Annotated in this window: 11 protein-coding genes and 2 pseudogenes; 3 read left to right on the forward strand and 10 right to left on the reverse strand. The window is 40.9% G+C overall.

Annotated elements, in window-relative coordinates; genetic code table 11:
- Window positions 1-18: 18 nt before the first annotated feature.
- Together B9G53_RS26640 and B9G53_RS28935 are read right to left on the reverse strand one after the other, a co-directional pair.
- A complete protein-coding gene (locus tag B9G53_RS26640) occupies window positions 19-222 on the reverse strand; it encodes a hypothetical protein (RefSeq protein ID WP_141211698.1) in 204 nt (67 codons plus the stop codon).
- Window positions 223-633: 411 nt separating this feature from the next.
- Window positions 634-831: pseudogene (locus B9G53_RS28935) on the reverse strand (ATPase domain-containing protein); the annotation flags it as partial.
- A 211-nt stretch (window positions 832-1,042) separates the two neighbouring features.
- Between B9G53_RS28935 and B9G53_RS03765 the strand changes: the two are divergent.
- Entirely contained in the window at window positions 1,043-3,193 is a 2,151-nt protein-coding gene (locus tag B9G53_RS03765; RefSeq protein WP_094529302.1) for an EAL domain-containing protein, read from the forward strand.
- Window positions 3,194-3,227: 34 nt separating this feature from the next.
- On the opposite strand, the gene B9G53_RS03770 is transcribed toward B9G53_RS03765, so the two are convergent.
- Both B9G53_RS03770 and serS read right to left on the reverse strand, forming a co-directional pair.
- On the reverse strand, window positions 3,228-3,899 hold the full coding sequence (locus B9G53_RS03770) for an L-threonylcarbamoyladenylate synthase (RefSeq protein WP_094529305.1): 672 nt from the start codon (window positions 3,897-3,899) through the stop codon (window positions 3,228-3,230).
- Window positions 3,900-3,947: 48 nt separating this feature from the next.
- Window positions 3,948-5,222, reverse strand: coding sequence for a serine--tRNA ligase (serS, locus tag B9G53_RS03775; protein ID WP_094529308.1), 1,275 nt, complete (start codon window positions 5,220-5,222; stop codon window positions 3,948-3,950).
- Between the two features lie 255 nt (window positions 5,223-5,477).
- On the opposite strand from serS, the gene B9G53_RS03780 reads away from it, so the two are divergent.
- On the forward strand, window positions 5,478-6,071 hold the full coding sequence (locus B9G53_RS03780; protein WP_094529310.1) for a cob(I)yrinic acid a,c-diamide adenosyltransferase: 594 nt from the start codon (window positions 5,478-5,480) through the stop codon (window positions 6,069-6,071).
- Window positions 6,072-6,196: 125 nt separating this feature from the next.
- Here the strand turns inward: B9G53_RS03780 and B9G53_RS03785 are convergent, their stop codons facing one another.
- The 4 genes and pseudogenes from B9G53_RS03785 to B9G53_RS03795 all read right to left on the reverse strand — a co-directional run bounded on the left by B9G53_RS03785 (window position 6,197) and on the right by B9G53_RS03795 (window position 9,475).
- Window positions 6,197-6,550 carry a DUF565 domain-containing protein gene (locus tag B9G53_RS03785; protein WP_094529313.1) on the reverse strand — a complete coding sequence of 118 codons (354 nt, stop codon included), beginning with the start codon at window positions 6,548-6,550 and terminating at the stop codon, window positions 6,197-6,199.
- Between the two features lie 187 nt (window positions 6,551-6,737).
- Window positions 6,738-6,875: pseudogene (locus B9G53_RS27175) on the reverse strand (CU044_2847 family protein); the annotation flags it as partial.
- Between the two features lie 40 nt (window positions 6,876-6,915).
- The gene (locus tag B9G53_RS03790) at window positions 6,916-8,091 is read right to left on the reverse strand and encodes an FAD-binding oxidoreductase (RefSeq protein WP_094529315.1); all 1,176 of its coding nucleotides are present in this window, start codon (window positions 8,089-8,091) and stop codon (window positions 6,916-6,918) included.
- The gene (locus B9G53_RS03795) at window positions 8,084-9,475 is read right to left on the reverse strand and encodes a glycosyltransferase family 2 protein (RefSeq protein ID WP_094529317.1); all 1,392 of its coding nucleotides are present in this window, start codon (window positions 9,473-9,475) and stop codon (window positions 8,084-8,086) included. Before B9G53_RS03795 ends, B9G53_RS03790 begins: the two co-directional genes overlap by 8 nt.
- Before the next feature lie 232 nt (window positions 9,476-9,707).
- Here B9G53_RS03795 and sppA point away from each other — a divergent pair, with 232 nt between their 5' ends.
- The gene (gene sppA / locus B9G53_RS03800) at window positions 9,708-10,508 is read left to right on the forward strand and encodes a signal peptide peptidase SppA (protein WP_094529320.1); all 801 of its coding nucleotides are present in this window, start codon (window positions 9,708-9,710) and stop codon (window positions 10,506-10,508) included.
- Window positions 10,509-10,546: 38 nt separating this feature from the next.
- Here the strand turns inward: sppA and B9G53_RS03805 are convergent, their stop codons facing one another.
- A complete protein-coding gene (locus B9G53_RS03805; protein ID WP_094529323.1) occupies window positions 10,547-14,839 on the reverse strand; it encodes a non-ribosomal peptide synthetase in 4,293 nt (1,430 codons plus the stop codon).
- Window positions 14,836-20,004: a non-ribosomal peptide synthetase gene (locus tag B9G53_RS03810; RefSeq protein WP_094529326.1), complete on the reverse strand. Its 5,169-nt coding sequence runs from the start codon at window positions 20,002-20,004 to the stop codon at window positions 14,836-14,838. The genes B9G53_RS03805 and B9G53_RS03810 overlap by 4 nt, the downstream gene beginning before the upstream one ends.
- Window positions 20,005-20,299 lie beyond the last annotated feature (295 nt).

A 20,299-nucleotide genomic window follows, 5' to 3' on the forward strand; every position in this document is an offset into this window, starting at 1 on the left:
CTTCTGCATAAAGTTGAGTTATTTTGTTAACTCCATAATCAGAACTGTTTTAAAATCTAACACTAAACATCTAAGAGCAGCACTGATCGCCTGTTGCGAAGATGGGATCTGCATGATTAATTCCATCATTACTTCGGCATCGCAGTAATAAGCCGCCTCGTACATTTGCTGTAACCATTCAGGAGACATGATCGCAGTTGTAATTGGTGGGTCGTGCAGCATCAAATTTTAATAATCCCTGCTCCAAATATGAATTTAAATCCAGACTAATCGAGTGTAAATTGCGAAGAATTTGTGGTGGTGATTCTTCGGTCTCTAGATATAAGCATCTTTCCCCCCTCATACAGGCAGGGCTATTTCAAAAACTAGGTAATTGAAGATAATAAGAGTAAATATACTTCTCAATATTTTCTTTATACTATTTGACTCAAAATAACTAAATTTAGCTAATTTCTCTGATCGGCGTTAGTGCTAATCAATGTCTCAAATGGCTAAATCTCGTTTAAAGTCTGAGACTTTAATCAAAAGTTAAAGACTAAATTTAGTCAAATAATAGTAAATACCAGAATAATCAACATTGAAAGCTATTTATCAATCCCTTACTCTGATTTACTCATTTTTGAAATAGCCCTGCCTCATACAGGTTGCCTGAGCAAAATAGCCGACCAGTGTGGTTTTACCCGTACCTGCCCGACCTTTGATGAGAATACTGCTACTGCGATAGGAAACCTCTCCACCAAACCTATCATCGAGTTGCGCGATCCCCGTTGAGATCCGCTCATTAGAAACCTGATTATTGAAGTTGAGGGAAGTAAGTCACAGATAATTCAGCCTCTTTCCCTCGCAACTACTCTAGAATATATAAAGATATATTCTAGAGCAATCCTAAATGGGTTGTGAAAGTACGCTCCTTCGGGGCGCACTCTCACAACCCTCCAGATCTTACAACTCATTTAGGCTCGCTATAGAGTAGTTGTTAAAACCTATAGTTTAAATAGATTTTTATCTTCATATTCAGGTATTAAAATTCATAGGAATCAGTATGACCAGTGATGTAGTTACCAGCAATCGAGGTAATATTTTAGTTGTTGATGATTTACCCGATAACCTACGTCTGATTAAAGATACTTTGAGCGAATATGGGTATAAAGTTCGCAGTGCGACAACGGGGGCAATGGCACTGAGAGCTGCCGAGTTACCAGCAACAGAACTGATTCTGCTGGATATTAAACTTCCTGATATGGATGGCTATGAAGTTTGTAGACAATTAAAATCTAGCGATCGCACCGCCGATATTCCGATTATTTTCTTGAGTGCGCTCAATGAAACCGTCAATAAGGTACAGGGACTCTCGATAGGCGGAGTTGATTATATTTCCAAACCATTTCAAGTTGAAGAATTATTAGCGCGAGTCGAGACCCACTTAACGATCCGACGACTTCAGAAACATCTCCAAGAACAAAATTTGCGGCTCATTCAAGAGATAGAAGAGAATCAACGCCTCAAGGATATCTTTTTTGCTGAGAAAGAATTAGCTCAAGTCACCTTGCAATCCATTGGTGATGCCGTCATTACCACCGATGCCCAAGGAAATATTCGCTATTTCAATCCTATTGCCGAACAAATAACTGGATGGAAAGAGAATGAGGTGGAAGGACTGCCGCTGTATGATGTTTTCCACATTATTAATGAGACAACGAGAAAGCCCGTAGAAAATCCGATTAGCAAGGCTCTAGAACAGGGAGAAATTGTGGGCTTGGCAAACCATACGATTTTGATTGCGCGGGATGGAATAGAATATGCGATCGAGGACTCTGCGGCTCCAATCCGCGATCGCCAAGGAGAAGTTATCGGTGCAGTAGTCGTCTTTCATGATGTCACCGAATCGCGTTATCTGGCTAAGCAACTCAATTGGGAAGCAAGTCACGATGCCCTTACGGGTTTAACTAACCGTCGTGGCTTTGAGCAGCAACTGATTGAGGCGATCGCCTCTGCCCAAGATGGCAGTCAACACCATGCGCTCTGTTATTTAGATTTAGATCAATTCAAAGTCGTTAACGATACCGCAGGGCATATCGCTGGCGATGAGCTACTACGCCAAGTTAGCGCCCTTTTGCAAAAGGGAGTTCGGACTAATGACAAGTTAGCTCGATTGGGAGGCGATGAATTTGGTCTTTTGCTTACTCAATGTCCGCTTTCTCAAGCAATCCAGATCGCCGAAAATCTTAAGGGTTTAGTGCGTCAATTTCGATTTGTTTGGAATAACAAAACCTTTATCATCGGTGTCAGCATTGGAGTTGTCACCATTGACCGCACCAGCCAAGACTTGATGGAGGTCATGGGAGCAGCAGATGCGGCTTGTTATGCAGCTAAAGATAAAGGGCGCAACTGCATTCATGTTTATCATCTAGATGATGGCGAACTTCGCAGACAAAGGGGTGAAAGGCATGTGGTGTCTAAAATCAGCCAAGCGTTGGAAACCAATCATTTTTGTCTTTACTCCCAAAAGATTCTCGCTATTAATTCCAATGTATTAACAGAACATTATGAAGTTCTATTGAGAATGTTGGACGAAAATGGAGAAATATTATCGCCCAATACTTTTATTCCCTCCGCCGAGCGTTATGGATTGATTACCGAGATCGATCGCTGGGTAGTCGAAACTTTTTTCTCGAACTATCACAAATTATCTAATCAGCAAGGACTTGCTGATAGCTGGTATACGATCAATCTTTCGGGAACTAGTATTGGCAGCGAGCAATTTCTCAAGTTTTTAATCGAACAATTCCCTCGCCACCAAGTCCCGCCACAGAACATTTGTTTTGAAATTACGGAAACTGCGGCGATCGCAAACTTTGACCAAGCCAGATATTTCATTAGCGAGATCAAAAAACTAGGCTGTCGTTTTGCTTTAGATGATTTTGGTAGTGGGTTAAGTTCCTTTGCCTATCTAATGAATTTACCAGTTGATTATCTAAAAATCGATGGTGCTTTTGTCAAGCATATTAGTCATCACTCGATTTCTCAAGCGATCGTTGAAGGCATTAATAATATTGCCCATGCGATGAATCTAGAAACGATCGCTGAATTTGTCGAAGACGAAATTATCTTAGCAAAACTGCGGGAGATTGGTGTAGATTATGCTCAAGGTTACGCAATCAATCGCCCCAGTCCTATTAACTTTAATCGCTAGTCTTGCAATTAGTAGAACAGAACTGTTATACCAATTAAACAGAGAATTCTCCTAATCCTTGGCGCAGGATTTGCGGATTCAGATCATCAGTTAAGTCGAGAATTGTCGATACTTCATAACTATGATCGGATCCGTCATCAACAATCAAATCGACCAATTTGGAAAAGTAATCGAATAGTTCCATCTTTGGCAAATCACAAACATTACGCTGTTTCCCAGTCTTAGTTTGATGACTAAAGTCTTCATCATCAAGATCGTCTTCTTGCAGATTTGCGGATGTAGAAATAATCGGATTTCCTAACGCTTCAATGATCGTCTGCGATACGCCATGATCAGGAACGCGAATCCCTGTAGTTTTACGCTTAGGATTTAACACCAATTTTGGTACAAGTTTAGTTGCTGGTAAAATGAACGTGAAAGGACCTGGAACGAGGCTTTTCATCGTCCGATAGTTGGCATTAGAGACGATCGCATATTCAGAGATATTCGAGAGAGAAGAACATAAAAACGTCAGCGGCTTATCATTCGACATCTGCTTGAGCTTGCGAACACGCTCCACGGCTGATTTTGACATCAGGTCACAACCGATCGCATAGACAGTATCCGTCGGATAGAGCATGATCGCGCCATCGCGTAAAGCACTTACGATTTGAGCGATCGTGCGGGCTTGTGGATTGTCTGGATGCAGTCGGTGGATTGTTGCCATAGTTATGTCTCGCGATAGTGTTGCAGAAAAAGCAAATGCTTGCTTTTTCTACAAATATTGTCTGTTGAGTAGAGGTTGTAACACTTCAGGAATTAAAATACGTCCGTCAGGTTGCTGATAGTTTTCCAAAATCGCGGACATGGTGCGTCCGACCGCTAAACCTGAACCATTGAGCGTGTGCAGAAATTCAGTTCCTTTTTTGCCCTTGGACTTAAAGCGAATATTAGCGCGTCTGGCTTGAAAATCATGGAAATTCGAGCAGCTAGAAATTTCGCGATAGGTATTTGCAGTCGGCAACCAAACTTCGAGGTCATAGCATTTGGCGGCACTAAAGCCGATGTCACCTGTGCAAAGTTCGACAACGCGATAGGGAAGTTTCAATGCTTGCAAAATTGATTCGGCATCGCGCACTAGTTTTTCATGCTCTTCCGCCGAGTTTTCGGGACGCACGAATTTAACTAGTTCCACTTTGTTGAACTGATGTAACCGAATCAAGCCCCTAGTGTCACGTCCATAGCTTCCTGCTTCACGACGAAAACATGGGGTATAGGCACAATGATGAACTGGCAAATTCTCATCATCAAAGATTTCATCACGATACAGATTCGTAACGGGAACTTCAGCAGTAGGAATTAACCAAAGTTCATCTTCTGCACATTTGAATAGGTCTTCAGCAAACTTGGGCAATTGCCCTGTGCCTGTCATGCTAGCCGTATTCACCAACAGTGGCGGCGCAACTTCCACATAACCATTGGCAGTGTGGGTATTCAACATGAACTGAATTAAAGCGCGTTCGAGGGCTGCTCCTGCACCAATCAAGTTCACAAAACGAGCCTGAGAGATTTTAACGGCGCGTTCAAAATTAAGAATCCCTAATTTTTCGCCAATTTCCCAATGGGGCAGAATATCGGTGCGCGTAGTCTTATATTCATCACCCCAACGACGCACTTCAACGTTTTCGGTTTCATTTGCCCCAATGGGCGTGGTTTCACTAGGCAAATTTGGCAAAGTCATTAAAATGGCGTTGCTTTCTTCGCGCAAGGATTTTTCCTTGGGTTCTAGTTCTGCTAATAGTTGTTTGATTTCTGGCGATCGCGCTTTGAGTGCTTGAATTTCCGCCTCAGGCGCACCAGACTTCATTTTGATGCCAACTTGCTTACCGATGTCATTGCTTTCGGCTTGCAAATGCGATCGCTGAGTTTCCAATGCACGAACTTCTTGCTCTAGTTCGACCAATCTACTAATGTCGTAACCTTTGCCTCGACTGTTGAGGCGAGCTTGCACCTGTTCGGGCTGCGATCGCACGAGCTTAATGTCTAACACGGACTTTTATTTAACCTAAACGCACTCAGAGCATCATACAGCGCTTTGCGCTCAAACCCAACCCAACTATTCATTTGAAAGCGTTGCTTTGCAACGCTTTCAAATGAATAGTTGGGTTGTTTTAGTAATTATCGAGGTAGACCAAGCTCACCTCGATAATTATTGGGGTTTATTTGTGAATGTTACAGATTTGATAATTTCTATATCTAGCGTCTGCTATGATGCATATTGGAAATTTAAACACTAGATTTGTTTATGGTTGCTCAAATTAAGACGGCTCAGATTAAGACGAATCCCCTCAAAAACAACCAAAATCAGCCCAACACTAACTCAGTAGATTCTAGCTCGCCTAAACCATCATCGATCGTGACTCCAATTAAAGGACATGTGCAGGTGTTTATCGCACCCCATCGCAATCTCTATGCTGATATCATCGCCCAAGGCTTACGCATTGCAGGACAAGGCACAAATGTCTTACTCATCCAGTTTTTTCAGACAGGAATTAATCAAGGTTTGAGCAATCCCCGTCGGCTTGTTGAAAATCTAGAATGGCTAAGGTGTGAAGCCCAGCGTGATCTATCTAAAGACGATCTTGAATTGACAGATATTGAGAAATCGTCGGTATTGGAGCTATGGGACTATGCCAAAGTTGCGATTAAGTCAGCTCAAGCAGGTTTAGTGATCCTCGACGAAGCCGATTTGTTAGTGGCGCGATCGCTAATTACTGAGGACGAATTGTTAGAAGTGCTAGAAACGCGATCGCCCAAGGTCAATATCATCTTAATTGGTGCGTCAATACCTGATCGCATTTCTGAATATGCTGATCAAGTCACCCATCGCCGCAGTTAGATAGAAATCTAATCTTGCTATGCGAACTTTTAACCGATGGAAAGTACTGCTTTGCAATACTTTCCATCGGTTTTTGATTGGGGGGTAGAGCGCAAACCCCTCATCTTTACATCGCGTTACTATAATTATGAGCCGAGCTTGAAAGCTTCCAAAAATAGTCCATAAACTAAACCTAATTTAAGAGAATTTAAAATTTCCTTAGTTAATAGTCTCGGTGCTGCATTGTTATCGCTTGGAGTAACTCGTTTGAGAGTATAAACATAGCGATTAATCATTTCCACAATAAACAGAGTAATTGCCGCAGTCGAAATATCTTGCTCAGATTTGGCTCCCGATATAGTGGAGATTACAGATGCTAAAAAAAAGCCTACCAACAAACTAATCAATATCAACGATGTCCGTCGCCAAGGATTTCGTGACCATTGGGATATTTGCCCAACACTGGTGCTAACAATTGTACTAAGACGAGTATTTTGCATAAAAATCTCTCAACTAGAATTTGGATTTCTATATAGCAATCCTACAGCGCTTTGCGATCAAACCCAAACTTAGGGAACTTTTGAAAGCATTGTAAAGCGATGCTTTCAAAAGTTCCCTTATGGTTCATTTGATCGGGAATTACTGTAGGATAATTAAGCGTAAGTGACTAGAGCATTCTCTCAAATTTCAACCTGCTTTTTTGGGAAAAGAGCATTCAACTGTAGTTTCGAGATTACTTTCGACTGAGCTTTTGGTGATGTAGAGAATACCTGCTTCGCCTGCAATTTTAATACCAAATTTGAGGGTTACTTTGTCGATATTGGCGAAGAAATTTATGCTAAATAGAGACTTCTCAAACACTCTCTTAAGCGATTACTGAAAACCTTTGAGGAGAGAGTGCGTCAATTATCTCATCAGCTTTGCCCTTTGCATGTTCTGTAAATCTTTTGGATAGAGTCGGTACATAAACAGTTGGACTGGTGAATCCAGAGAATAGATAGAGATTTTCGCATTCCTTGAGTGAACCAACTAGCGGTAAATTGTCACTACTAAAAGCAACCAGACAATTTCGCCATTTGCCCTTTAATTCACCAATTTTTGGAAGAACTTTACTGACATAAGCCCGAATAGCCAATTCACTTTCAATAGGATCGATCGCTGCGTAAGGATCAGTTAAAACACGGCTAAGCTGACCAAACCTGATGCGGCGATCGCAATACTGAATAGCTCCAGCATCAATCGAAGGGGGCAAAAGCTCATGCCCAGCCACATCCCAAATCGCATCTTGATCAATGTCCTTGGTTGCTCCTTCTAATTCATAGCGCTTAGTATCCGCAGGCATTACCATCGATCGCAATTCGAGATCAACGGGTTCTGTATCGATCGCTTCGGCATGGGTGTAATAGATTCTGGCATGAATCCCTGATGATTTAAGTAGAGCGCGAGACATGGCTCCTGCACAAACAACCACTCGATCACTGCGAAATTCTCCCTGTTCTGTAGTTACACCTGAGACGCGATCGCCTTCGATTAAGATTTGATTGACTTTGGTGTAAATAATTTCGCCGCCCAATTTGTGGATTGCTTGGCGATGGGCTTTTACAAAACAATTTAAGTTGATATGAGCATGGGGCAGCAGTAAAGCTCCACCAATTCCATTCACATTTAATTGTGGTTCGCGATCACAAGCTTCTTGAGCGTTGAGCAAAGTCGGGGAAATCATGCAATTAGCATATTGCGCGAGAATAGCTTCTGAATCTGCGTCAGGTTCGAGCGTCAATAGCAAATCAATCTCACGAAATTCCGTATCCATTCCCAGTTCATGGGAAAGTTCTCGTTGTCTAGTAATTCCCTCTTGGCAAAGTTGTTGCGTGAGAGACGTTGAGCCAGCCCAGTATGAGATGCCCCCATAGCCAAGACTACTGCCACCCTGAAGTTGTTGATGCTGCTCAATTAGCAATACCGAAAAGCCAGACTTTTGCAGTTCATAGCTCAGCGATATGCCTGTGATACCGCCACCGATTACAATCCAATCATGCATGGTTTTCTATCTCTTGCAATTCGATATCTGCTAATAAATTCTCTCCAGCACCTTGGTGTTGGGTTTTTACCCATTTTAAACGCTTCGGAAGAACGCACATTCTCAGCGTCACACTGGCGATGACAGGAATCCAATGCAGCATATAAATCATGCCAGAAACCGTTTGCCAGATCGCCGATCGCCATGACATTTGATAGGCGCGTCGCAGTCCAAAAGCCATAGTTACTGAGCTGAGGGCAAGGGAGAAGCCTGCGATCGCAGGCAGCATCGGGTTATGTCTCAATACAATCGCGGCGATCGTATCGGGAATAAAAGCAACGGTTAGTAAATATTGATTGATGTAAAACAGTGAAGCATCGAAGGTTTTTAAGAATCCCATACGCCCACTTAGCAATAGATTTCCATAGTCAAGATAGCGTTGGAAGCCACCCTCAGCCCAGCGATTGCGCTGATGCCATAGTTGTTTTGCCGTAACCACGCCTTCTTCCTGTACCGCAGGGAAATTTAAACAAGCAATATCCCATTGACACAAATGCAGTCGGATCGTGAGGTCAAGATCATCCGTAATAGTTTGCTCATTCCAACCACCGCAGTCTTTGAGTGCGGCAAGGCGCACAAATTGACCATTGCCGCGCAATTCCCCCACACCGCCAACCCGAATCCGTAAATCTTGCAAACACCAATCAAGCGCCATTTCGGCTGACTGCCCTGCTGTCCACCAATTCTCAGAGGCATTGGCGATCGCCTTGCGTAACTGAACAGCCCCAATTTTTGGTTGTTGGAATACGGGGACAAGCGATCGCAACACATCCGCAGGTACATGAGCGTCAGCATCAAACACACCAATAAGATCGCCTTTCGTTAAACTTAAAACTTGATTTAAAGCGCCCGACTTGCCTCCCTGAGCATCATCACCACGTCGCAGAGTCTTTAATTGGGGATATTTCTGCTTCAGTAATTCTAAAACTTCAGGCGTGCGATCACTGCTATTGTCATCAACAATCCAAACCTCGAAGCGATTGCTTGGATAATCGATCTGACATAAATTTTTAACTAAATTACCAATTACAGCCTCTTCATTTTTTGCCGATGCTAACAATGAGAAAAATGGTAAATCTTGATCAGAAGTTGGCTCTGAATCACTTTCTAAATCACTTTCTAAATCATTGTTGAAAATAGCTTCTGACGAGATTGGTGGTAACGGCGGCGCAAATATTAACCGCAAAGCCTGAATACTAAATAACCCTATCAGCATCCATTGAGTCCAAGGGGCAAGATGCAAACCAATTGTCGATCCATAGACAATTGCCATCACAATGATCGTTTTCAGTCTGCGGCGATCGCCTCCTGTCTGAAGGCTGCTACGAAAATCCGTCTCGTGCATTTGGGGTTTTAATATATTGCGAAATGTTTAGCTTGAATATATTTAGGATACAGCTTTTGATGATCATTGGTTTTTAGCGATTCTCAAAACCCAAAAAATGCTAAACGTAGGTGGCGCAAAGCACTGTCTGCATTTAGCATCTAAATCATTGACAGAAATCCAGTGCAGACAATCATTTGCGGTAAGAGGCTAAGATGGTAAAAGTCAATTCAAAATCACAACTCATAATTTAATGTTCGGCTTTTTAAAACGCAAATTTCGCAAAAAAATCGCACGTATTGAAATCACGGGGGCGATCGGGTCAGGCACAAGGACTCGCGTTCTTGAAGCTCTTGAATTTGTGGAGGAGCAGAAATTTCCCGCGCTATTACTTCGGATTGACAGTCCTGGGGGAACCGTTGGCGACTCTCAAGAAATATATGCCGCTCTCAAGCGACTGCGCGAAAAAGTAAAAGTAGTCGCCAGTTTTGGCAATATTTCGGCTAGTGGCGGCGTATATATCGGCGTTGGTGCAGATTATATCGTTTCTAATGCTGGCACGATTACAGGCAGCATCGGCGTAATTTTGCGGGGCAACAATATCGAAAAATTACTCGATAAAATTGGTGTTTCCTTTAAAGTCGTCAAATCTGGTACTTACAAAGATATTCTCTCCTTCGATCGCGAAATCACTCCCGAAGAAAGAGTGATCTTGCAATCATTAATCGACAGCAGCTACAACCAATTTGTCGAAACCGTAGCCGAAGGTCGGAAACTTAGCCCCGCTACTGTGCGATCGTTCGCCGATGGCAGAGTATTCACAGGTGAACAAGCTGTCGAACTAGGTTTAGTCGATCGCATTGGCACTGAAGAAGATGCAAGGTGCTATGCTGCCGAACTAGTGGGACTTGATCCCAAAACCACTAAAGTCTTTACAATTAAGCCGCCCAAATCCTTTGCCAGTAAATTCTTGCCTAGCGGTTCGGACAGTGCGATCGCGCGTCTCCAATTTGAAGCCGAAACCAATGGAATGCCTCTCTGGATGTGGCAATAGCAAAACAAGAAGCCACTCTAGAGAGGCTTCTTGTTTGCTCAAAGTAGACTTTCTGCTTTCTGAATAGCTACACCCACTTGCTCACAGTAAGGATCTTCCATTAGTTCCAGATGATCACACTTAATGTTAGAAACATGTACTTCACCACACAGTATGTTACCCCAACCGCAATAAGGAAATAACCAAGAAAGATCGCAATACTTCACATCTTTTTCTCCATATACAATCTGTTCAGTGCCTATCACCAGCAAAACTTTTCCGCGATAAGCTTTAGGTCTGTAGTCCACAACGGCTTTTGAAAGTACATTAAAAGCTTCTTGATCAAATTCAAATTTTGTATCATCAGCATTGTTTTTTAAATTATGATCATTAAAATTATTCTCTGAAGGCTTAAGTCTGGACATGATGTACTCCCACTTATCTGTAAGAGATAGTTTTGAGAGTTTAAATAGATGGAATCTTATGGTTCCTAGGTAGAAATTAATCTTATGGGCAAATCTATAAATTTTTGATACACCTAAAGAGTCAGAGTCAATTAACGTTACTAAGTCTACTTTTTTGCCAAGTTTGCGTAACCTTTGAGCCATTTCTAAAGCTACTAAGCCGTTATAACACCAGCCTCCTAAGGCATAAGATTCACAAGATGACACGCTAAGTAATTCATCCACTAATAAAGAGGCGATTACTGAAATATAGTCATTATAAGAATTCATGGAGGTTGAAAGACTAGCTCCTGGCATTACATACAAAGGTCGCTTAAGATTTAGTTTTTTGCCAGTTCTAACTTCTCCAATCCATATAAAAGGTTGAGACGTAGTTTGAGAGTCTGGCAAAATACTAATAATTAATCCACGCTTACCCAAGCGCAAGCCAACTTTACCTGCACTATGAGATAGTAAAGCTCTGTAGTCATCAAGACTTAGTCCTAAAGACATCTCCTGTTCATCGATTGTCTCAGGTGGCTTCTTGTCACAGATCAATTCAGCAATTTCGGCTATGGTGCTGATTTTAAACAATGAAGATAGAGGAATCTGGAAATTAAAAGCTTTCTCTATTTCTGATACTAGGCGTACAGATAGTAAAGAATGTCCACCTAAAGCAAAGAAATTATCATTGACACCTACTCGTTCTAATCCCAGTATGTCAGTCCATATCTTGGCTAATAGCGCTTCCGTAGGGTTATTCGGTGGAACAAATTCGGCATCTAATTGGAAACTTGATAGGTCTGGCGCAGGTAAAGCCCGACGGTCTAATTTGCCGCTAGGAGTTAGAGGTAGAACCTCCATCATAATAAATGATGACGGTATCATATAACTTGCTAATTTTAACTTTAGGAAGTTACGAAGTTCAGTGATTGTCGGTTTCTGTTCTAGTTTAGGAACAATATAAGCAACAAGACGCTTATTACCAGGTATATCTTCTCGTGGTATTACTACTGCTGTCTGGACACTAGGGTGTTGACAAAGAGTTGATTCAACTTCTCCTAGTTCAATGCGAAAACCTCGTATTTTTACTTGGTTATCAATGCGCCCAAGGTATTCTATATTCCCTCCCCTTAAATATCGCACCAAGTCTCCCGTTTTGTACAAATACGGTACTTTCTCGTGACTGAAAGGGTTAGGGATAAATTTTTCGGCTGTCAATTCAGGACGGTTGAGATAGCCTCTAGCTAAACATACGCCACCAATGTAAAGTTCACCTGGAATGCCAATTGGAACTGGTTGGAGATGGGAGTCAAGAATGAAAATATGAGTGTTGGCGATCGCTCGACCAATGGGCGGTAAAGGTGACCAAGTTTCTACTGACCCATTTAAGGTGAAAGCAGTCACAACATGGCTTTCCGATGGACCATAATGATTATGTAACCTAGCATTAGGAAGATTAGTAAATAGATAAGTAATTGCTGGAGTAATTTGTAATTGTTCGCCCGCAGTAATGATATCTTGTAGGTGATCAGGAACCAAACCAGAGACTTGAGCTACTTCTGCTAATTGCTGTAAAGCAACAAAGGGAAGAAACAATCTTTCCACAGCTTGTTCTTTAAGTAAGCTTAGTAAAGCTCTAGCATCACGCCGCATTTCTTCACCAATCAAAACTAATGTTCCGCCAGCGCACCAAGTAGAGAAGATCTCTTGGAAAGAAACATCAAAGCTGATAGGGGAAAATTGCAGAGTTTTTGCTTGAGCAAAAATGGTTGTATTACGAAGTTGCCACAAGATAAGATTACAGAGTGCAATCTGTGTCATTGGTACTCCTTTAGGTTTACCAGTAGAACCTGATGTATAGATCACATAACCTAGGCTTTCTGGACTCACCTCAGGAATAAGATTTTCCTGTTTTTCTTGCTCAATTTTATCCCAATCTGCATCTAAAAGCACCAACTGAGCATCGTATTCTGGCAATTCAGTGACTAAACTCTGATTGGTCAATAACACTGACACTTGAGTGTCTTGAAGCATAAAATGTAGTCTTTCTTGGGGATAAGTTGGATCGAGTGGAACATAAGCACAACCAGCTTTAAGAATGCCTAGCAAGCCCACAACCATTTCCAAGGAACGCTCTACGCAAATACCAACTAGCGCATCGTTTCTTACGCCTAGTTTCTGCAAGTAATGTGCAAGCTGATTTGCGCGGTTATTAAGTTCTCGATAGGTGAGTTGCCGTTCTTGAAAAATGACAGCGATCGCATCAGGTGTAAGTTCTACCTGTTCTTCAACTAATTGATGAATACATTTGTTTTGAGGGTAATCCGTAGAAGTGTTGTTCCATTCAATCAATAGATGCTGTCGTTCCTTTTCTGTTAGCATAGGTAAACGATCAATTGGCTGGTTAGGATTGGCGACAATACCTTCTAATAGAATCTGAAAATGTTCATGCATCCTTTCAATGGTGGCAGCATCAAATAGATCTATGTTATAAGTCCAAGATGCGATCAGTCCGTCCCCTTTCTCCTCTACTGAAAGATCCAAATCAAATTTTGCTGTTGATGTTTCTATTCTGACTAACTTTGTATCTAAGCCTAGTAATTTTTCCGTTTGAGTAGGAGTGTTTTGGAGTACAAACATGACTTGAAACAGAGGGCTGTAACTCAATGATCTCTCAGGGTTTAGTTCTTCTACTAGTTTTTCAAATGGTAAATCTTGATGAGCATAAGCATCTAGTGTTGTTGAGCGTACTTTTGATAGCAATTCTTTAAAGCTAGGATTCCCTGATAGGTCGTTGCGTAATATTAAAGTATTCACAAAAAAACCTATTAATTCTTCTACTTCAATTTGATTTCTTCCCGCAATCGCAGAGCCAACCATAATATCTTCTTGTCGGCTGTAGCGATGCATTAAGACTTGGAATGCAGCCAGCAAAATCATGTATAGGGTCACTCCTTCCTGACGGCAAAGCTGATTGATTGCGGCACTCAAACTGGGTGATAGTTTGTGAGTCTGCCTAGCCCCACGATAGGTTTGTACTGATGGGCGAGGGTGATCTGTGGGTAACTCTAGTAGTGGGTTTGCATTTGCTAGTTGTTTCTTCCAGTAATTCAGTTGTCGTTCTATTACTTCGCTTGATAGCCACTCTCTCTGCCAAACTGCATAATCGACATATTGAATCGGCAATTTTGGTAAAGGGTTTGGTTTACCTTCCAAGAATGCTAAATACAATTGAGTCAATTGCTCCCACAGGATACCCATTGACCACCCGTCAGAGGCAATGTGGTGTTGGACTAGAAGTAAGATCTGCTCAGAAGAGGATAGTTTTAGTAAGCATCCCCTTATCATTAGATCTGATGCAAGGTTAAAGGGGGACTGGCTTTCTTGCTGTAGAACTTTTTGGATTTGAATTTCCTGTTCTACTACTTCATATTGTTGTAGATCAATAATTTTTAGCTTTACTGGACGAGGTTCAGCAATACTTTGAATTGGGTTGCCGTTCTTAACAATATAGTTTGTGCGTAATATTTCATGATGGACAACTATTTCATCAAGGGCTTGCTGTAGGATATCTATCTTGAGTTCACCCTGAAAACGCATCGCCTCTGGTAAGTTATAGAAAGAGCTATTTGATTCTAGTTGGTCTAAAAACCATAACCTTTGCTGAGCAAAGGACAGTGGCAAGGGTTGATTTCGTAAAGCAGATTGTATTCTCAAAGGAGTTGATTTTTCTGGTGAATTATTATTCTGTAATAAGGCAATAATTTCTGCTTTGCGTTCAGCTAATTCCGATCGCAGTTGGGATGTTAATACATCTTTAGGAGCATTGCATCGAAGTTTGTCGCCATCTGTAGAGATTTGGATACCTAAATGACGCAATTCCGATAAAAATTCTAAGGTGTTCACAGTTCAAATTCCTCCATTTCATCCATTTGATTTGTTATAGAATCGGTGTTAGTTTGTTGACTTTCAGTAAGCCAAAGTAATGTTTTGATGCGATCGCCTAACTTAGCGATCGTCGGTTGCTCAAACAAAATCTGCAAAGGTATTTCGACTGAAAATGATTGACGACATCTTGAAATTACTTGAATCGCCAACAGGGAATGTCCACCTAAGTCAAAAAAGTTGTCATTAATACCAACTCGATTTATACCTAGTACCTCAGCCCAGATATTAGCCAAGCTTTCTTCCATCGCATTACTGGGTGGAACAAATTCAGTGTCTAATTGTAGGTTAGATGTATCTGGTGCAGGCAAGTTTCGATAATCAATTTTGCCATTAGGAGTGATCGGCATTGCTTCTAAGAAGACAAATGCAGTCGGTATCATGTAATTGGGTAGAAGCTCTTGCAGAAAGCCTCTCAGATCAGTGATTTGAGGTTGCACTTGCTCAGCAACAACATAGGCGACAAGTCTTTTGTCGCTGGGGCTATCTTCTCTGGCTGTGACAACCGTTGCTCGAATATTGGGGTGTTGAGAAAGAACAGTTTCTATCTCTCCTAACTCAATACGGAAGCCACGAATTTTGACTTGATTATCAATGCGCCCAAGATATTCAATATTTCCGTCTGGTAAATAACGAGCTAAGTCACCAGTTTTATAAAGACGGCTTCCTGCTTCTAGGCTAAAAGGATTGGGGATGAATTTCTCATTCGTGAGTTCTAGCCGATTGAGATAGCCTTTTGCCAAGCTATCCCCACCTATATAAAGTTCCCCTGATACTCCGATGGGGACTGGTTGTAAATGTGGATCGAGAATATAGGTTTGCAGGTGAGCAAGGGGACGACCTATTGGCACTTCCCCATTGATATCAATCGTGTTTGGGACTCGATACAATGTGGCACTAACAGTTGTTTCCGTCGGCCCGTAGGCATTAATTAGTTGCAAATGATCGCTCTTCCCAGATTTGACAACATATTTCTGCCAAGATCGGACTGGTTCAGGTAGCACTTTTTCACCACCAATAAGAACTAGTCTTAAAGATTCTGGTAAAGGGATATCTTTCACTGTCATCTCGGCAACTAAATCATGCCAGTAGGCTGTTGGTAGATTAATTACAGTTAGCTGCCAATCTTCACAGGCTTGAAAAAATGTTTGTAAGTCAGATAGCATCTCATCGTTACGTATTACTAATGTCGCCCCTGTACATAAAGAGGGATATATTTCTTCAACTGCTACATCAAAATTGATCGAAGCAAACTGGAGTAAGCGATCATCTGCGGTAATTTGATATTCGGAAATAATCGTTTGCGTAAATATGCTCAAAGCCTGATGACTAATCATTACACCCTTGGGCTTGCCTGTGGATCCAGAGGTATAGATCACGTAGGCTAGATTTTCCCCTGTATTGGTTTTGATGGGATTTTCTTGACTACACGCAGCAATTTTTTCCCAGTCTGAATCTAGACAGATAAACTCCGCTTGATGGTCGGTCAATTGCGATCGCCACAAATCTTGAGTTAATATCACCGAGATATCCGCATCGTTAATCATGTAAGACAAGCGATCGCTGGGATAGGCAGGATCAAGGGGAATATAGGCTGCTCCAGCTTTAAGAACACCCAAGATTGCCACAATCATATCTAGGGAACGTTCTACGGAAATGCCCACAAATTGATCGGCTGCTACACCCCGCGATCGCAAATAATGGGCTAACTGATTAGCTTTGCTATTTAGTTCTCGATAGGTAAGGTGTTGTTGTCCAAACAATATCGCAACTGCTTCTGGTGTGCGATCGGTCTGCTCTTCAAATAAATGCTGAACCCATTCTTGAGTATATTCTCTCGGACGATGATTCCATCCCAATAATAACTGTTCTTGTTCTGATTTTGTCAGCAAAGGTAACTGGGAAATAGACTGTTCAGGATTAGCAACTATCCCTTCCAGTAAAGTTTGGAAATGTCCAGCCATGCGCTCAATCGTAGAAGGATTGAATAAATCCGTATTGTAGTTCCATACAACGACCAGTTCATTTACGCTGTCCTCCATAACAGTTATATCCAAATCAAACTTTACAGTTTTGCTTTCTATCGGTAAGGATCTTGCAGTTAAGCCAGCAAATTCTCTTTGCGATATAGGAGATTTCTCAACCGAAAACATAACTTGAAATATGGGATTGTAGGCTAAAGAGCGTTCAGGCTGAATCTCTTCCACCAGTTTGTCAAAGGGTAAATCTTGATAAGAATAAGCTTCTAGAGTTGTAGAGCGTACTTTTGCCAACAATTGCCGAAAACTTGGATCGCCAGATAGGTCAGTCCGTAATACTACGGTATTTACAAAAAACCCTATTAATTTTTCTATTTCAGTACGATTGCGCCCAGCAATTGGCGAACCTACTAGAATATCTTCTTGCCCCGTATACCGATACAATAAAGTCTGAAATGCTGCGAGTAAAAGCATATACAACGTCACACCTTCACGGTGACCAAGCTCTTGCAGTGAAGAACTAAGCTTTTCAGGAAGTGGGACTGACTGACTTTTGCCACGATAGCTTTGAACTAAGGGACGTGAAAAATCCGTTGGTAATTCTAAGACTGGATTTAGGTTTGCTAGCTGCCGTTTCCAATATTGAAGTTGCTGATCTAATACTACTCCTGACAACCATGCTCTCTGCCAAACTGTAAAATCAGCATATTGAATAGGTAGTTCAGGGAAGGGATTGTCTTGACCCTCTAAGAATGCTTGGTATAGTTGAGTCAGTTCTTCCCAAAGAATTCCCATTGACCAAGCATCTGCGGCAATATGATGAATGACTAGCAACAGGATATTTTTTTGTGGCGCTAGTTGAAGTAAACAGCCCCTTAACATTGTGTCTGAAGCTAGATTGAAAGGTCGTTGACTTTCTTGTTGTAATATTTTTTGGATCTGAACTTCTCGTTCTGTTTCTGCATAGCTTAGCAAATCAATTGTGGTTAACTCTATTGATTTAGGAGCATTGATGACTTGTATAGGGTTCCCATTTTCGGCAATATAACTAGTACGAATGATTTCATGACGTTTAGCGATCGCATCAAGAGCTTGTTGTAACACATCTACGTGAAGTTCGCCGATTAATTGGACTGCATCTTGGATATTGTACAAAGCGCTATTTGGATCTAGTTGATCCAAAATCCACAGGCGTTGCTGAGCAAACGATAATTTTATGTTAGTGGATTTATTTCTTGGCGTTATTGCTTGAGATACCGATAAATCAGTCTCTTGGAGCTTCAGTTCAGCAATTATTAGAGCAAGTTCAGCGATCGTTGGTTGCTCAAAAAAGATCAGTAAAGGTATTTCGACTAAGAATGCTTGACGACACCTTGAAATTACTTGAGTTACTAACAGGGAATGTCCACCCAAATCAAAGAAATTATCATTAATACCAACTCGGCTTATATTTAGTACCTTAGCCCAAATATTTGCTAAAGTCTCTTCTGTCGGATTACTGGGTGGCTCAAATTCAGTCTCTAACTGCATATTTGTGATGTCTGGTGCAGGTAAAGCCTGTCGATCCACCTTCCCATTAGGAGTCAAAGGTAGCGAGGTAAGTATCACAAATGAGGAAGGTTGCATGTATTCAGGCAACTTCTCTTTCAGGAATATTTTTACTTCTCTTATAAATATAGTTTGATTAAGATCATCTGAAATTAGTTTAGGAACTATATAAGCAACTATATATTTTTCATTGTCCAAATCATCTACAGTTACGGCTACGGTTTGTCTAATATTAGGATGTTGCTCTAAAGTCAGTTCAATTTCGCCTAACTCAATTCTCATTTCGCGAATTTTGACTTGATGGTCAAGGCGACCCAACACTTCTAAAGCCCCATTGGATAGATATCGAGCAACATCGCCTGTCTTATAGAGCTTTGTACTAGATTCCTGATTAAAAGGATTACTGATAAATTGTTCAGAATTTAGCTCGGTACGATTTAAATATCCACGCTCTAAACCAGCAAATTCCACATATAATTCACCTTTCTCATTCTGGATAACTGGCTGAAGATTAGCATCTAGAACATATGTTTGAATATGTTCAAACGGATATCCTACGGGAACGTATCCTTCTTCTTGATCAAATTGCTCTGAGATAGGATAAGCACATACTCCGATAGTTTCGGTTTGACCATAAACATTAACAATGCGTGTCTGACTTGCTAATTGATTCCTGATTTTTTTAAGCAATTGGCATGGTAATAAACCGCCAGAAAAAATAAGTAGTCGCAAGTTAGACTGTAGGAGTTCTCTAACAAAATCTTGTTCTAGACTTTCTAAAGCTTGAAGTGCATAACGCCATACCGACTGTACCGTATCAAAAATCGTTACTCCTTGATGATGAATTATTGTTAACAGATTAAGAGGATTTCTAATTTGTTCATAGCTGGCAAGAATAATTTTACTTCCTCGAGATAACGGTAATATTAATTGCCTAACCGAAGAAGAAAAAGAAAAAGAAGCTGTGTGAAGATAAATATCATTTGACTGAACTTGAATTACCTTGTTGATTGATCTGAGATACTGCCAAATATTATCGTGAGTAATCTGTACCCCTTTTGGTTTTCCAGTTGAGCCAGAAGTATAAATTATATAGGCGAGATTGTCAGGGCTTAACTCATTGGTTGGGTTTTCACAGCTATGTCTTTTAATAGAATCTGCATCTGTATCAAGACAAATTATAGAGTTTTCAAACTGAAAAAGTACATCACTCAACTTTCTCTGTGTTAACAGAAATGATAGTTGGGTATCTTCTAAAATTAAAGCTAGTCGCTCTTTAGGATAGGTGGGATCTAGTGGAACATATGCCCCCCCTGCCTTAAGAATACTTAATAATCCTACAACCATTTCTATGGAGCGTTCTAGGCAAATACCGACTAATATCTCAGGTTTAACACCACAGGATTTTAAGTAATTTGCTAGTTGATTGGCGCGATTATTTAATTCCTTATAAGAGATTTGTTGATCCTGAAAAACCAAGGCGATCGCATCGGGATGTTGTTCAACTTTCTCCTCAAATAATTGCTGAATACCTTGATTTTTGAGGGGAGGTATCATTGACAATTCAGAGCTTTTATAGTCAAACATTGTGTTAATCATAACTTTAGGTCTTTTCTCAACATTTATGTACAACTACTAAGAGCGTATTTTGGAAGGTCAATACACAAAAGATTTTCAGATAGAGACAATATTTTTTAGTCTATATCTTTTTAATACTAGAAAATACGAGATAATAGACAAAAACTTTTTTTAAGATATCATGCATATGACAATTATAAAACATTTTGGTCACATATTATTTAAATATCTTAAAGTTATTAAGTAGGAAACAATAAAAAATCTCAAGGATGCCATATATATGACATCCTTGAGTAGAAGAATATCTAAGTTACAT

Source organism: Pseudanabaena sp. SR411 (genome assembly GCF_002251945.1).
Taxonomy (GTDB): domain Bacteria; phylum Cyanobacteriota; class Cyanobacteriia; order Pseudanabaenales; family Pseudanabaenaceae; genus Pseudanabaena.

What these genes read in the sequence shown, in the direction of transcription:
- B9G53_RS26640 (WP_141211698.1), bottom strand. Translation starts at nt 222, where the DNA reads ATGCTGCACGACCCACCAATTACAACTGCGATCATGTCTCCTGAATGG.
- B9G53_RS03765 (WP_094529302.1), top strand. Translation starts at nt 1,043, where the DNA reads ATGACCAGTGATGTAGTTACCAGCAATCGAGGTAATATTTTAGTTGTT.
- B9G53_RS03770 (WP_094529305.1), bottom strand. Translation starts at nt 3,899, where the DNA reads ATGGCAACAATCCACCGACTGCATCCAGACAATCCACAAGCCCGCACG.
- B9G53_RS03780 (WP_094529310.1), top strand. Translation starts at nt 5,478, where the DNA reads ATGGTTGCTCAAATTAAGACGGCTCAGATTAAGACGAATCCCCTCAAA.
- B9G53_RS03785 (WP_094529313.1), bottom strand. Translation starts at nt 6,550, where the DNA reads ATGCAAAATACTCGTCTTAGTACAATTGTTAGCACCAGTGTTGGGCAA.
- B9G53_RS03790 (WP_094529315.1), bottom strand. Translation starts at nt 8,091, where the DNA reads ATGCATGATTGGATTGTAATCGGTGGCGGTATCACAGGCATATCGCTG.
- B9G53_RS03795 (WP_094529317.1), bottom strand. Translation starts at nt 9,475, where the DNA reads ATGCACGAGACGGATTTTCGTAGCAGCCTTCAGACAGGAGGCGATCGC.
- sppA (WP_094529320.1), top strand. Translation starts at nt 9,708, where the DNA reads ATGTTCGGCTTTTTAAAACGCAAATTTCGCAAAAAAATCGCACGTATT.
- B9G53_RS03810 (WP_094529326.1), bottom strand. Translation starts at nt 20,004, where the DNA reads ATGATTAACACAATGTTTGACTATAAAAGCTCTGAATTGTCAATGATA.